Below are 14,836 nucleotides of genomic sequence, written 5' to 3'. Positions count from 1 at the left end.
TCTCCTAACATTAAAAATGTACGTAATATCCTAATTGTAATTGTGTATCTGAGTTACCTACTTTATTACTACTTTGGTAACCCAGCTGTAATTTAAATAAATCATCACCTAAAATAGACCACCCAGCGCCACTTGAAACCGACATATCAATATCATCGTTTATTGTTTGATATCCGGTGCTTATATCAAATAACCATGAAGGGCTTTCACCTAAATATGGAGGTTCTAACGAGCCATTTGATGCAAAAGAAGACCCTAAAGCAAAGCGTCTAAAAGGCTGAATATCTATATTTAATGGGATGTCATTACCGGTATTTAAAAGCGCATTTATACGTTCAAAATCTTGCCATTGCGCACTAAAATAAGCAGTCCAAATTGGTCTGTCTTTTAAAATACTGTATTGATACCGAGCGTTATATTCTTGTCCATTAATAAGTGAACTTCCATCATCACGTCGTGAAAAAGACATTGCCGCAGCTGATAGTTGCACACTTTGTCTGCCATCAATATTGTAGTTTACGTAGGCTGTTGCTTTATTAAGTTGCGCAAAGCTAAGTAATGCCTCTGACTGGCGGTTCTCTACGTTGTGCTCAAGCTTTAATCCAACTTGCGTACGAGAATCCCACTGGTAACGAGAGTCTAAACTAAACCCTTGGCGACTTGCTAAACTGCCTTGATGAGAGTCTATTTTTGCATCGAAATACCAACGACCCCACGTTATTTTATCTTCAATGGCAAACAATAAGCCGTTGTTATTAAAGTTTTTTTGGTTACTTAGGCTTAACTTCCATTGACCGTTCGCATATGGAAAATAAACATTAATGTCGTATTGGCTACTATTTAAACCAGCCTCTGGTGATAAGTTAATTTCAAGCGCTCTAAAGTACGAAGTACGCGCATTACGTACTAGGCTTAATTGTGATTCATCAGGCTCTTCGGTCAGCTCTTCATACCAACGTTGCATTGTGGCGTAAGGCTGCCTTAAATAGAGTAGGGCGTTTAACTCGTCTGCATCTGTTAATGTGTTTTCAGCAATAAGTTGCTTAATTTTATTAAATTCACCATTAGTCATATACAGTTGCAGTTTTTGCCACGGTTCTAATTTTTGAGCCGCTCTTCTGGCTAGCCACCAATTTGCAGCAGGTTGACCAATGGCATCAGGGGCAAGCTCATCCATTGAATTGAACTGCATCAAATGAGGAATAGCCATAGCGCCAGCCCAGCGGATCATTAATCCCCTGTAGGCATATTTATCTTTAGGTAAATGTTGTAATAAGTAATGATTAAGCTCGGTAGCGTTTGCATAATAACCTAGTAACCGCATTACATCGGCTAAATTTACAAGTGTCGTTAAATCGCTCGGATCGGCAATCGCCAATTTACGCAGGTAAAAGTAGGCGCTGTTATAAGATTTTTCATGAATAGATAAGCTGGCCAGTAATTGCGACCATGAATAACTGGTTTCGCCTTGCGAGTAGTTGTCTAAAATACGCTGTATCATAACCGTGTCGTGCATTTGTAATGCCAACCAACCTTGTGCTAACACTACATCTGGATTGTATTCACTTAATTTTGCAGCCCGATTTAAGGTCGTGTAAGCCGCATTTAAATCACTCTGATTTTGATACCAGTTTGAAAGAATTAACCACGCAGGGTAAAGTTCTTTATTATAACGTTGCTTTTCAAGCTCGCCATGAATACGAGCAACCGATTCTGCATCATCTATTTGTGTACTTAACAGAGCAATTTTAATGATCTGTCTAGATTGAAGTGGCGATTGTTTCCATAAATAATCAAGTAAACCTTTAGGATTACCTTCAAACTTTAATTGCTGATAATGAAGCATATCGCCAACACTTAACGTGCTAATCGCTTTTAGTTGCTCAAATGCATAAAGTTCTTCTTTTTTATCTTGAACGCGAAGTGCCATGTCTACTCTTGCAGTCCAAAACTCGCCGTCGGTGCTCTGCTGTTTATTTTTTAAAATAGATAATGCCGTTTTAAAGTCATCTTCAAGCCAAAAAGCACGCGCAAACCAAAGTAAATCTTTTTCTTCTTTAGGTCCTTTGTAGCTTGGCCACAGTGCTTTTAAATCTTTTAAGTTACCCGTATCGTGTAATACTTTTGCTTTCCAATATTGCGACAGAGTACTTTTACCATTAATTTGTTCAAAGCGGTTTATGTTATTTAGCTCTTGCTTAGCATTACCAATAAACTCATTCGTTTGCATCCATTTAGCAAAGCCATTACCTTTTAATTGTCTATTTTGAGCTTTATACGCGTATATATCGTTGGCATCTTGATATAAATACAAAGCGGTAGCATCATTTACGCTATCGGTAAGCATTGCAGGTGTTACAGCATGATTAGCCATCAACCATTTAAACTCATTTAATGCTTCTTTTGGTTTGTTTTGCCAGCGTTTAATTTTCCAATTAAGTAAATGAAGTTCTTTATCGTTTGGATTTTTAGCGAGTAATTTTGCTAGTAATTGCTCAGCACCTTTTGCATCCCCATTAGCTAAACGCAAATGCATAGCTTGAGTAAGGTACTGAGTACTATTTGGTTCTAATTTTAATAAGTCTTCAATTGCGTTTGCTGCATCTTCGGTATTACCAGCTAAGTTAGCTAAATAAAGTGTACGTTTAACATCCTTTTGGTCACCGTATGCTTTCCACCATGCATATGCTTGCACTGAGTCATTAGCCCCAAGTGCTGTTTCAATTGCTTTTGTTGCAATATCAGCATTTATGTTGGCTTTATAAATTAATAATGCTTTTGCTGGTTCGCCCGCGCTTAACCAGTAATTGGCAGCAAGCAGCGGCTTATTGTTTTTTTGATAATATTGCGCTACTTTTGCATTTAAACCAATTGCTTTAGCTATTGTAAGTACTTGCTCATCCCAGTTTTTAAATGCGCCAATTTTTAGAGATAGGTTTTCAAAATGGTCATCTTTTTTTGCACCACTCGCTAACCATAAAGAATAAAGTAGCTTTATTTCAAGTGCTGACTTTTTTTCACTCTTAGGAAGCTTTTCAAGCTCCCTTGTTGCTTCTGAGTATTCACTCAGCTCTATATGTAACTCCACTAATTTAGCACGCAATTTTTCGTTATTAGGGTCGGTGTTTAGCGCAGCATTAAGGTACGACTTTTCAAAAGTGTAATCTTGTGAAAGAGTGTCACCTTCTATAAATAAAGTGTGAGGAAATAGCGCATATAGTGCAAAACAGCTTACTGCCAATACGGCTAATATTGTTTTTAAAGAAATTAACTGAGGACGCTTTTTAGTGTTCATTATCGAGCGACTCCATTGCAGTTAAGATAGCCATAAAAGTTGCCAGCTGGTATTTCAAAATGAGTTAACTTACCTCGTGTAACGCCCTTAAATCGGGTTCCTTGATTAGATATAAACTGACAAGAACGTGCATTTATTAAATCAAGCGAAGCAGGTACCCAAGCTTTAAAGCTAACAGCACCGTTTACTTGCCAATTATCAATAACAACATTTGCAGAAGCTAAATACGGTTTATTAGTGCTTTTACTGTGGTCGAAGTTAAGCTGAGCTATGTCATCAATAATATGAACGTAATCACCTTTTTGAGTTACTCCTAATACACCTTGGCTTTGGGAAATATTTGGCATATCAAAATCAGTAGGAATTCGTAAAGTGCGGATATCTTTTGAACTAAATAACCATTCACCGTCACTGTTTTTGGCCAGTGCTGAAAAATAAAAGTCTTTTGCTATTTTAGCATAATGACTTAAATGTACAGGTGTATTTGGTCTTGCTTGCACGTAATCAATATTATGTTTTAAAGCATCTAGTCCTGCTGGTAATTCACCAGAGTAAAAGTGAAAATAAATAGTATATGGTTTTAATCTATAAGGCTTTTCTGTGATCTCAAATGTTTCAGTTAAGCGCTTAAAGCCATAAAAGGGTCCATGCCATAAATCTGTATATACATTTTCATTTAATATAGGAGTATAGATTTGATATAACAAATCGCGCTCTGGCCTACCTATTGGCGATACATGAGTAAGGCTTGGGTTATCGGCATTTACATCAGTATTACCGCCATTAACGTTCAGTACACCAGCATCACGAGCTAGCTCAAGTGCTTTAGGCCCAGGCGTTGCATCGCCAGACCATAGCATCATGACTGTTTTTTTATTTTTTGGCGTGAGCTTCTCATCAATGTACTTTATTGAATCTGTAATTTCTTTTTTTAAGCTTATAGTGTCATACCCCGGTACATCTAGATGAAAGCCATAATCAATTTCGTTTTCATCTACTTTTCGAAGGCCTGATAATGCAGTCCAAAAATAAGGATGGCTATATGTATGTGAAGCAATTTCTACATAAGGTAAGTTAAAAATACTGCGTGCAATACGTTCAAGCTTAGGGCTTTGCTTTGAATGCAAACCACTTTTTTCAATATCAGCCTGAATCACGGATGCCGTTAATGGAAGCTTGTAACGTTTAATTATTTCATCGCGAATTACTTCTGCAGAATATGGCTTACCAGCATAGTGCGCAACACTTGTAAATCCATCACCATCAATATGTAGTGTTAGCATTCGTCGACCGCTTTGCGTTGTTGTGTCGGGTACTAAAATAGGAGGAAGTTCCATTGCTTTAGTTAAAAGTGTACGGGGGTCAATAACCCATTTACTTCCTTCCATTGGTAAGGTGTCTATAAGCCAAGGGGCTACAACCACGGCACCGTATTTTGTTTTAGCACTTTGTACAATAATGGTATCATCAGCTGCTTTTATATTTATAAGTGCGCTAGCATTAGGTGCTAATTTAAGTAAATAAGGTTTAATTATTGCTGGAGGTGTTGTTGCTTCACCTTTTAACCACGGGGCAAAATAATTAAGTTCATAGGGACCTTCAGGTAATATATTAAGTGCCTCAATACCTAAGTTTAGTAACAATTTTGTCGACTGTGGCAATTCACCCATGATCAGCTCAGGCACAACACCTAAGTTGCTTTGCAGCCAATTGGTAATAGTTGGAGTGTAAAACTCATCACTATTAGTCCATGAAATAATCCCAGCATGTAGGCTCGGATCAACTATTGGTAAATCTCGTTTAGCTACATCAATATAATCAGGAATATACCCTAAGTACTCAATCATAGTTGCGAGTTTTAAATGTACCGTCGTGTAAATTAAAGGTTTAATATTACTGTTGTACGGTATTAATATGCGCCTAGGAACAGGGTTAATGCTTGATGTACCCCATGTTTGTAAGTGTCCATCGGTTACCCAAGGTGCATACCCTGCGGCTATTATTTTTTGTGCCATAGCTAAACGTTTATCAGGTTTTGCGTAATCAATTACCTGTACTTTAAAGCCTAAATTTTGCGCCGTACGCAATTGTGAATTTAACCATGTTTGATCGTTTTCAGTTGTTAATTTATAGCTGTTGTCTACAGGACTGTAATGGCTATATAAACCTTCGGCAACTAAGTCTGTAGCGACTCCCTTAAGTTGCGGTAGTAGCTCAAAGCCGCGATTAAGTATTAAATGTTTATTAAATGTTGTTGATAATTTTTTGATAATCGATATTAAACCGGCTTTTTGATCTTGTTTATTATGTTTTGTATCTAAAAGCTGGTAACTATCGAGAGTATCTAAAAATAAACCGCTAAAACCACGGTCTCGTAAACTAGCTGCGTTTCTTTGTAGCTGCTGTTGCCATTGCTCTGATGTTAGATCGGCAATATGACTATTCCAGTTAGGGTTAACACTAAGAGAAGATTCCCTTTTATCAAAAGATTCACCTACACTTAAATATGCATAAACAGAAATATCTCGTTGCTTAAACCAATCTAGCTCATATTTGGTTACTGATTCGGGTTGTACTACAACGCGTGAGTAAAAGGTCATTTCAGCTAGGGGCATAGGTTCAGAGTAGTAAAAGGCAATACTATTATTAGTTATTGGCTTTGCTAGCACATGGGCAGAGACTAAAAGCGCAAGATATAAAATATACTTCATTAATTATTTATTTCACTTTGTTTAAGGAGACGATTCAAAATGATGTCTGTTCCGCTTTTAATTCTAGGTAATTCGTATTAGTAATATAGTGCTATTATATGTTAATAAAAATAAAAAACCATATAATTTTTCAAGTGTTTTATTGCATTATAATTGTTAAATTGTTGTGTTTTTAATAGCTTTTTTATTGACAAATAATAATGTATATACCTAGTGGTATATTAGTTACCAAAGGTAAAACGTAGCCAATACGTAGGTTTGCTTGCTAAAGATCAAAAAAATTAAAGTGTTTTCAATTCAATATTAGTAAATTATATCGGATTAATGGGTTGCCTGTGTAGCTTTAATTAAGACTAAGGTCGCAATGTTTTAAGTATTAAAACACTTTAGCAGCGACTATAATACGTGAAAATTAGCTAATTCAATGATTTGGCTTTAATATATATTTAATTTATTACCAATGTTTATATTTTAATGTAGCAATGTAAGCAAAATGTAGTTATATAAATTGTATCCTTTATGGCAATTATAAGTGGTGGCAAAAATTCATTGATTTTTGTTATATTTATGTCATTGCTGTTCAAATTTACCGTTGTTATATTTCGGAGAAATAATGAGTAATTTAAGCTTAAAAAACAAATTATTGTTATTAGCTATTTTGCCACTTATGTTGCTTTTGATTAGTTTGATGCTGAGTTCGTACTATTTAGAATCAAAAAATCAACAGCAAAATTTTAATTCATTCAAAACTAAGTTAATAAATGACAAGCAAACTTTATTAGGCACAGAAGTTGAAATTGCCACTAAAGTTGTTCGCTATCAATTGGCACAAGGTTCAGAGCAAGATGCCAAAGATGCGTTAAGAGATTTAACTTTTGGGCAAGGTGGTTACTTTTTTATTTACGATACTAACGGGGTTAGCGTTTTTCATGCATTACTTGGTGATGAAATTGAAGGGCAAAATAAAATAGGAATGACAGACCCTAATGGTAAAAAAATAATAGTTGGCTTACTAGATCAAGCACGTAAGGGCGGCGGAGCATTTAACTATCACTTTCAAAAACCAAATACCACTGGCTTAGTCGAAAAAATGGGTTATGCCGATATGATACCAGGTACTAATTGGATGATTGGTACGGGTGCTTATATGGATGATATAGATGCCGAGTTGAATAAATACCAAGTTACAATTCAAGGTCATATGAATGACAAGGTAACGACCTTATTGCTAATTGCTTTATTTTGGGTTGTGTTAACTATTGTATGTGCACTTATTGCAGCTAACACTATGGTTAAACCAATTCAAGGAATGGTGCAAAGCCTTAATGATATAGCTAAAGGCGAGGGTGATTTAACTAAACGTTTAGAGATTCATACTCAGGATGAAATTGGTCAGTTAGGTGAAGCGTTTAACGTATTTGTGAGCAAGCTGCATGGCATTATTGCAAATGTTGTTGATGTTACACATGACGTAAAAGCAGCATCTAGCGATATTAATACGCAAACGCAGTTAATAGAAGAAAAGTTATTAAACCATAACCATGAAACAGATTTAGTTGCCACAGCAATAACTGAAATGTCGGCAACCTCACACGAAGTTGCGCAAAATACTACTCAAGTAGCGGTATCTACACAAGCGGCAACACAAGATGTTGCTAGAGCCCAAGAGTGTGTTGATATTTCATTAAGCGAAGTTTCAAAACTAATGGGTGAAATAAATATTGCAGCCAAACAAGTTGACTCTTTAAGCGATCAATCTAAAAAAATTAATAGCGTATTGAGTGTAATTGGTGGGATTGCAGAGCAAACTAACCTATTGGCACTTAATGCTGCAATTGAAGCTGCACGTGCAGGTGAGCAAGGTCGAGGCTTTGCTGTAGTTGCTGACGAAGTAAGAAGTTTAGCAAGTAGAACGCAAGTAAGTACGTTAGAAATAAGCGAAATGCTTAGCGAGTTGCATAACCTAGTAACGGCTGCAGTTGATGCAATGCAAGCAAGTCAGCATAGTTGTAACCGTTCGGTTGAATCGTCACGTGCTATTTCTGAAAGTTTAGGTGCTGTAACAAGCTCAGTTACTTCAATTAATGATATGAGTACGCAAATTGCGACAGCGGCTATGGAGCAAAGTAGTGTGTCTGAAGAAATAAACCGCAATGTGTTTGCTATACAAGAAATTGTAAATGAGCTTACTATATCAAGTAAAACAACATCGACGGTTAGTGAACACTTAGCTGGACGAGGTGAAAGTTTAGGTAATTTAGTAGGTCAGTTTAAAATTTAAAGAGCTTTAATTAAATTTATTATTTAAGCCGTAACATTTTTTGTTACGGCTTTTATTTTTGTTTTTTATAAAATTATTGAATTTTTTATTGTAGCTAAAGTCTATTGCTTGCAAATTAATATGTTAAGTAGTGAGTTGAACATGTCAAAAATACCTTCAATCAAAAGCTGTAATAATGAAGAATTAGACCTTGAGCTAGATTTAGGGCGGCTGGTGTCGTTTTTACGTTCTAGATTGGTTGCACACATAGACCTTAAGTTAGCACCTATGGATTTAACGTCCGCTCAATATATTGTTGTTGTGTTGCTTGCTAAAGGCAGCGTTAGCACTTTGGCTGAGTTATGCGAACACATGGTTTATGACCGTGGCGCAATGAGTCGGTTACTCAATCGTTTATTTGAAAAAGGTTTAATAGCCAAAACACAATGTGAATTTGATAAACGCTCTACCATTTTATGCTTAAGTGAAAAAGGTAAAGTGTTGTACCCCGAAATTTTACCAATAATAAACGATGTATATAAGCAAGCGCTGAATGGTTTTACTGATAACGAAAAAGATCAGATTGCTGGCTTATTATTTAGAGCCATTAATAACTTGGATGCTTAACCTAAACTTTTATATCGTAGTCTCTTATTCAGAATTGTTCTATCTAACATAAAAAAGTTAGCAAGCTAACTACTCACTATTATTGTGTGTGAAATACAACTTTGATAATATAGTTGCCTAGGCAAGTAAGGTTATTGTTATGTTGGGTTTGTTATGATTAAAAACGATTTGTTAGCACAATTACAACACAAGTTTCCAAAGCATATATTTGAGCAACAATATTTAAGCGTTGTTCATAAAGGACGTTTTGCTAATGCAATTGTGTATCGATATAAAGATGACAAATTTGATTTGATTGTTAAAGACTTTAGTCAAAGTCCATGGTTTATTCGTAAATCGTTTGCACGTATTTCGGTTAATCAAGAATATAAAGGTCTGAGTCGTTTAGCTGATTTAAATGCTGTAGCAAATAACTTTTGCCGTTTATCACCCATTGCGGTCGCTTATGATTACATTGAAGGTACGCCACTGCGTTCATTAATCCATGAAGATAAAACCCTACCAGTTAACTTTTTTAGCGAACTTGAGCGTCAAGTCGCAAAAATGCATCGCAAAGGTATAGTCCATTTAGATTTACGTAATATGGGAAATATTTTATGTGGCACTGATGGAAAACCTTATTTTATAGATTTTCAGTCAACGATTAGCTTTGCGCGCTTTCCGAGATGGTTACAGCGGTTTATGCGTGGCACTGATATGTCGGGCGTTTATAAAGCATGGAATAAGCTTTCAGTAGAGCCTTTACCACAAGCTAAGCAAGACTACTTAGTACGCTTTAATCATGTTCGTAAACGTTGGATATTTAAAGGTTATCCAATACAAAGAACTTACGCATGGGGGGCTGGTATTTTTGCTCAGTTTTTAAATTCTGACATAGTACGCAGTATTACAGAGCGCCTTTAGTTTTTAACATGTTTTTTAAAGCCCATGAGTTCATTTTATCGTGGGCTTTTTTATGCCTGCTATTTTAATATCAGCTTTAAAGTACGCTATTTGTAGTATTCCTCAGTGCTGTGAACTATAAAATATAGGTCATTATTCTGCTTTTTTATAAATTTAAAATAAACATTAGGGCTCTTTATTTTTTACACATACAATGCGCAAAAATAAGTAGTTAATGTTTTATAACCGTAAATATTACCAGCATTTATTTATAGCTAAGGTACACTCTTTACATAACATAATGATTTTTTAAGGCTTTAAGATGATTGAGTATCCAGTTGATCAACTTCCACAACTTATAAATGATTTGCTGCAGTGCGATACAACAGAGCGCAAAAACAAATTATTAGCTGATGCACAGTTAACGCTCTCTACTGAGCATTTGTCTTTACTTTTTGAAGCAATTCCAAAAGAGCAACGACTTGAAATTTGGCAGTTGCTTGACGAAGACACGCAACACGAAATTTTCGTTAATTTAAGTGAAGATAGCTGTTTATGGTTATTGCAAACACTAGAAGACATTGATGCATTTAAACTTCTTGACGAGGTAAACGTAGAAGAACTGCTAGAACTTGAAGAAGTTATACCAGAACGTTTTGTTGAATATGCAAAAAAACAACTCGATGAAGCACAAACTAAGCAATACGATTTAGCGCAGCAATATCCGCCAGAGCAGCTTGGTCACTGGTTAGGTTTTGACTTTTTAAAAGTGTCAGAAAAATTAACTGCGGGTGGTGCTAAAAAGTTACTGCATAAAGGTTTACCGCAATACAGTGAGGTCATTTACTTAGTAAGCCGTAAAGGCAGCTTAATAGGCGAGGTTGCGGTTAATGATTTAATTAAAGCGGGTGATGGCGATAACTTAATGACATTGGCTAATCATGACTTTTCATCGCTGCATGCCGATGACGATTTATATGAAGCCGCCGAAGTGGTGATCCACAGTGAAAAAATGGCGCTACCAGTGGTTAATGCCGATAACAAATTATTGGGTCGATTAACAATTGCCTCGGCTTACGAACTACGTCAAGAAATAGCAGATGAAGCTGCTGCTAAAGCGGGTGGTTTGAGAGAAGACGAAGACCTGTTCGCAAGTGTGCGAAAAAGTGCTAAAAACCGTGGCATATGGTTAGGTATTAATTTGGCAACGGCATTTTTAGCGTCGTGGTTTATAGGTTTGTTTGGTGCAACTATAGAACAAGTTGTAGCACTGGCTGTATTAATGCCTGTAGTTGCTTCTATGGGGGGTATTGCAGGAAGCCAAACACTAACCGTTATTGTGCGTGGTTTAGCGTTAGGTCAGGTTACAGATTCAAACCGTAGCGCGTTGCTTAAAAAAGAGTTACGAGTTGGTGCTGTTAACGGATTAGTGTGGGCATTTGTAATTGGTTTGCTTACTTTCTTATGGTTTAACGACTTAATGCTCAGTATTACCATTACCGTTGCAATATTATTAAATTTAGTAGCCGCATCACTTGCTGGCGTTGTTATTCCGTCTATTTTAGACAAAATGAAAATTGATCCTGCTTTATCTGGGTCGGTTATTTTAACGACCGTTACTGATATTGTTGGGTTTGTTACCTTTTTAGGTTTAGGCAGTTTATTGCTTTTATAAGCCTTTTTAACAGGAAAATATAATGACCTTTGAAGTCATGATTTGGTGTGCTATTGCGTTGTGTATTTCACAATCTGCAATATTTTCGGGCTTAAACTTAGCGTTTTTTTCGCTAAGCCGGTTACAGCTCGAAATGGAAAGCACAAAAGGCAACGAAGCAGCTATAAAAGTGATGGCGCTTCGAAACGATTCTAACTTTTTACTATCGACTATTTTATGGGGTAATGTAGGTATTAACGTACTGCTTACGCTTCTTTCTGATTCGGTATTAATGGGCGCAAGTTCGTTTTTGTTTTCAACAATAGCAATTACAATTATTGGTGAAATAACGCCACAAGCTTATTTTTCGCGTAATGCATTAAAAATGGCGAGTATGCTCTCACCACTTATTAAGTTTTATCAAATACTGTTTTATATAGTGGCTAAGCCAACAGCCTTAGTACTTGATGCATGGCTAGGTAAAGAAGGTATTACCTACTTTGCTGAAAGCGAGCTTAGAGGCATTATTCGAAAGCATATTGAGGCTGAAGAGGCTGATGTTCAGCATGTAGAGGGTATAGGTGCGCTTAACTTTTTTAGTTTAGATGAAATAAGCGTAACCAAAGAAGGGGAGGTAATTGACCCAGATTCTATTATATCGTTACCAACCAAACTTGATTTGCCTATTTTTCCAGAGCTTACTTTAACCGCTGATAATGAATTTTTACGTAAGTTACATAAGTCGGGTTATAACTGGGTAATTATTACTAACGAAGATGGCTGGCCGTTATTGGTTGTTGATGCTGATGGTTTTTTACGTTCTGCATTGTTTGAACCAGAAACGTTTGATCCATACCATTACTGCCATCGACCTATCATAGTGGCCGATGAGACTATGCGTTTAAGTGAAGTTATTTTAAAAATACGTGCTAATCATTCACTCGATAAATCGTTTGATGGAGCAATTGATCACGATGTAGTATTAGTGTGGAGCGATGAGAAACGTATTATTACTGGCGCAGATATATTTGGTCGATTATTGAAGGGAATGAGTGCACCTAAACTTGCCTCAAGTGATAGCAAAGCTAATTAGATAAATTATGTCTGCTTTTAGATTTAACTCATCATAAGACGATATCAGCATCGCATATTAAATCTTCAGATGTTTTTTATTGATAAACGAATAATCTATTTACCGACGGTAGTTAAATGGCTTTTTTTATAATTATATTTATAGTCTTAAAATTATTGGTTGGCAGATTCAATGATAGATATTTGTGCTAGAGAGCGAATAAAACCATCGCAGGTTATGTTTTTCTGATAATGGAAGTCGGATGAAAGGTCTTATATTATTGGCAATATTACAAGATTTAGGCATCGTACCGAAATTTAGTAGAACTATCAGTAAGTAGCAGATTCAACTTCGAAATGCATAACAGTTAGGCAGTTATTACTTCTATATGTTCAGTAATTATTGAGTTGAGGTTTTGTAATTTAGTTTCTTTTTCGGTTTGACATTAAATTATATTAAAACTACTTTCACTTCTGATTATTTTATTTTTCTGAAGTCGGTTAATTTTGGTCAATATTGCCGTAATAGTCCATTTGTATTTTCATTCAACCCGCATTTGCAAGATTAGCAAGGATCCGCGAAATAAATATCGCAATACAAAACTGTCGTTACGTACTGATGATAAGCAAACTCTTTTTCATTATTTTCAGTGGTCGTAATACAGCAATCATTGCCGTTGTGTCTGCTGATTTGTCAAAACATGGTAAACTTTTTTCACGTTCAACAATGATGATTAGCGAGCCGCCATATCCTTTGCCTATTATAAGATCAATTTTTTAATCACCAATTCTACATTTATCATCAACAACCTATGATCGCTCATTAATACTTCACTCTATTTTTATAGACCTTCGTCCTGCTTAGTTATTTTTATTACGAGATTGATATTTTTACCTTTCGTACTTGCGACGTTTTTGTAGTTAGCAGTGCTAAAGTTTTCATTTTTTCTGCATCAACGATGTTGTGTACCCAAGCCAATAGTGCGCCCTGTTACTGTATCGACCATAAGGATAGTGTGCGCCAACATCCTTTTAGAAGATCATTATTTATATATGCACCAGTATGTCCGAGCTATTTAGTCACATTATGTCGCTGGCACAATGTTGACGTATCTTCTAGTGTAAGGATTGTATTTGATGATGTTAGTGCAGGTAACCGCGAATTCAAACCGGCTACAGCGATGTTATCAGCATCAACTTTATCATTTCGAAGAAAGCGATATACGCCTTCAATGGAGATCTGTGAACAAGATGTTTTTACGGTAGAGCTTCCTATGCTGCTCGCCATTTGATGACTTATTTTTACCAGACCTTTAGTGCGTAGTTTATTACCTAACTCAGTATCTTTTCTCAGCATAACAATTAAACTCGATCGGTGTTTTTGTTATAACTGTTCTGATCGAATGATATAAATAAAGTTCAATTGAAACCTAATTTATTTGTCCATAAGAGTTAGAGCTTGATACCGGGGTTTATAAATCACTTTTATTAATTGTAATAACGCGTTGTGGGAATGGGATTTCAATATCAGCGTTATTAATTGCTTTATAAACACCACCGTTAATTGCAAGCTTGGTTTCGATGATCTTTGTAGTAGGTACCCAATATCGGTAGCTTATTGTAACGCCGCTATCGGCAAAGCGTTCAATACCAACTTGTGATAATGGAGTTTGCGCTACTAATTCATGTGCTTTAAGTACGTCTTCAATAAGGCTAATCGCGTTATCAGAGCAAGCGCTATAAGCAATATCTATTTCACCTTTTACTAATGAGTAACTAAATGAGTTATGAAGAATCTCGCCAACAATGTGTTTGTTAGGGATAGTGATCTCTACTTTTTCTTCATTAATTAAAATAGTGTATCCCAGCTCTATTGTTTTAACCTGACCACTTACATTTTTAACTTCAATAGTGTCGCCAACTACAAAAGGGCGAGTAGCTATAATAGCAAGACCGGCACCATAGTTAGAGAGCATCCCTTGCAGTGCTAAACCAGCACCTAATGATGCGGCACCAATAGCAGCTACAAAAGGTGTTACGCTTATCCCTATTTTGCCCAGCGCAATAATTATAACCATTATAATTAGCAACACTTTTACAACGCTACTCACAAAATTAGTGAGCGTAATATCAACGTTATGGCGGGNATTAAGCTTGCTACAATTTTTGCAAGCTTTTGGGCTATCCACAAACCAATAAGGACGATAAAAATAGCGCCAACAATTTGCATACTGTAGGTAACCATATACTCAGTAAGCATGGTGTAATATTTTTCAAATTGTTCAATTTCAGAACTGATCATAAAGCGCTCTATGTTTGGACTATGTGGTATTTGC

8 protein-coding genes and 1 pseudogene are annotated in these 14,836 nt (G+C 36.1%); 6 read left to right on the top strand and 3 right to left on the bottom strand.

The features are described 5' to 3' along the window. Positions 1-10: 10 nt before the first annotated feature. Positions 11-3,295 carry a tetratricopeptide repeat protein gene (locus L647_RS0107415; RefSeq protein ID WP_024610609.1) on the bottom strand — a complete coding sequence of 1,095 codons (3,285 nt, stop codon included), beginning with the start codon at positions 3,293-3,295 and terminating at the stop codon, positions 11-13. Further along, the gene (locus L647_RS0107410; protein ID WP_024610608.1) at positions 3,295-6,006 is read right to left on the bottom strand and encodes an endo alpha-1,4 polygalactosaminidase; all 2,712 of its coding nucleotides are present in this window, start codon (positions 6,004-6,006) and stop codon (positions 3,295-3,297) included. Before L647_RS0107410 ends, L647_RS0107415 begins: the two co-directional genes overlap by 1 nt. A gap of 613 nt (positions 6,007-6,619) precedes the next feature. Between L647_RS0107410 and L647_RS0107405 the strand changes: the two genes are divergently transcribed. The 6 genes from L647_RS0107405 (at position 6,620) to L647_RS1000000126350 (ending at position 13,792) form a co-directional block, all read left to right on the top strand. Continuing rightward, a complete protein-coding gene (locus tag L647_RS0107405) occupies positions 6,620-8,287 on the top strand; it encodes a methyl-accepting chemotaxis protein (protein ID WP_024610607.1) in 1,668 nt (555 codons plus the stop codon). Between the two features lie 141 nt (positions 8,288-8,428). Further along, complete coding sequence (locus tag L647_RS0107400) at positions 8,429-8,893, top strand: MarR family transcriptional regulator (RefSeq protein WP_024610606.1); 465 nt, start codon at positions 8,429-8,431, stop codon at positions 8,891-8,893. A 153-nt stretch (positions 8,894-9,046) separates the two neighbouring features. Then, positions 9,047-9,796, top strand: coding sequence for a serine/threonine protein kinase (locus tag L647_RS0107395; RefSeq protein ID WP_024610605.1), 750 nt, complete (start codon positions 9,047-9,049; stop codon positions 9,794-9,796). Positions 9,797-10,097: 301 nt separating this feature from the next. Beyond that, positions 10,098-11,450, top strand: coding sequence for a magnesium transporter (locus L647_RS0107390; RefSeq protein WP_024610604.1), 1,353 nt, complete (start codon positions 10,098-10,100; stop codon positions 11,448-11,450). A 22-nt stretch (positions 11,451-11,472) separates the two neighbouring features. Next, a complete protein-coding gene (locus tag L647_RS0107385; RefSeq protein WP_024610603.1) occupies positions 11,473-12,522 on the top strand; it encodes a CNNM domain-containing protein in 1,050 nt (349 codons plus the stop codon). Between the two features lie 994 nt (positions 12,523-13,516). Beyond that, a complete protein-coding gene (locus L647_RS1000000126350) occupies positions 13,517-13,792 on the top strand; it encodes a hypothetical protein (RefSeq protein ID WP_253948841.1) in 276 nt (91 codons plus the stop codon). A gap of 180 nt (positions 13,793-13,972) precedes the next feature. Here the strand turns inward: L647_RS1000000126350 and L647_RS01000000123820 are convergent. Continuing rightward, positions 13,973-14,802: pseudogene (locus tag L647_RS01000000123820) on the bottom strand (mechanosensitive ion channel family protein). Positions 14,803-14,836 lie beyond the last annotated feature (34 nt).

Origin of the sequence: Pseudoalteromonas sp. TB64 (genome assembly GCF_000498095.1) — a bacterium.
In the GTDB taxonomy this organism is placed as follows: domain Bacteria; phylum Pseudomonadota; class Gammaproteobacteria; order Enterobacterales; family Alteromonadaceae; genus Pseudoalteromonas.
This window is presented reverse-complemented; position numbering and strand designations above follow the sequence as displayed.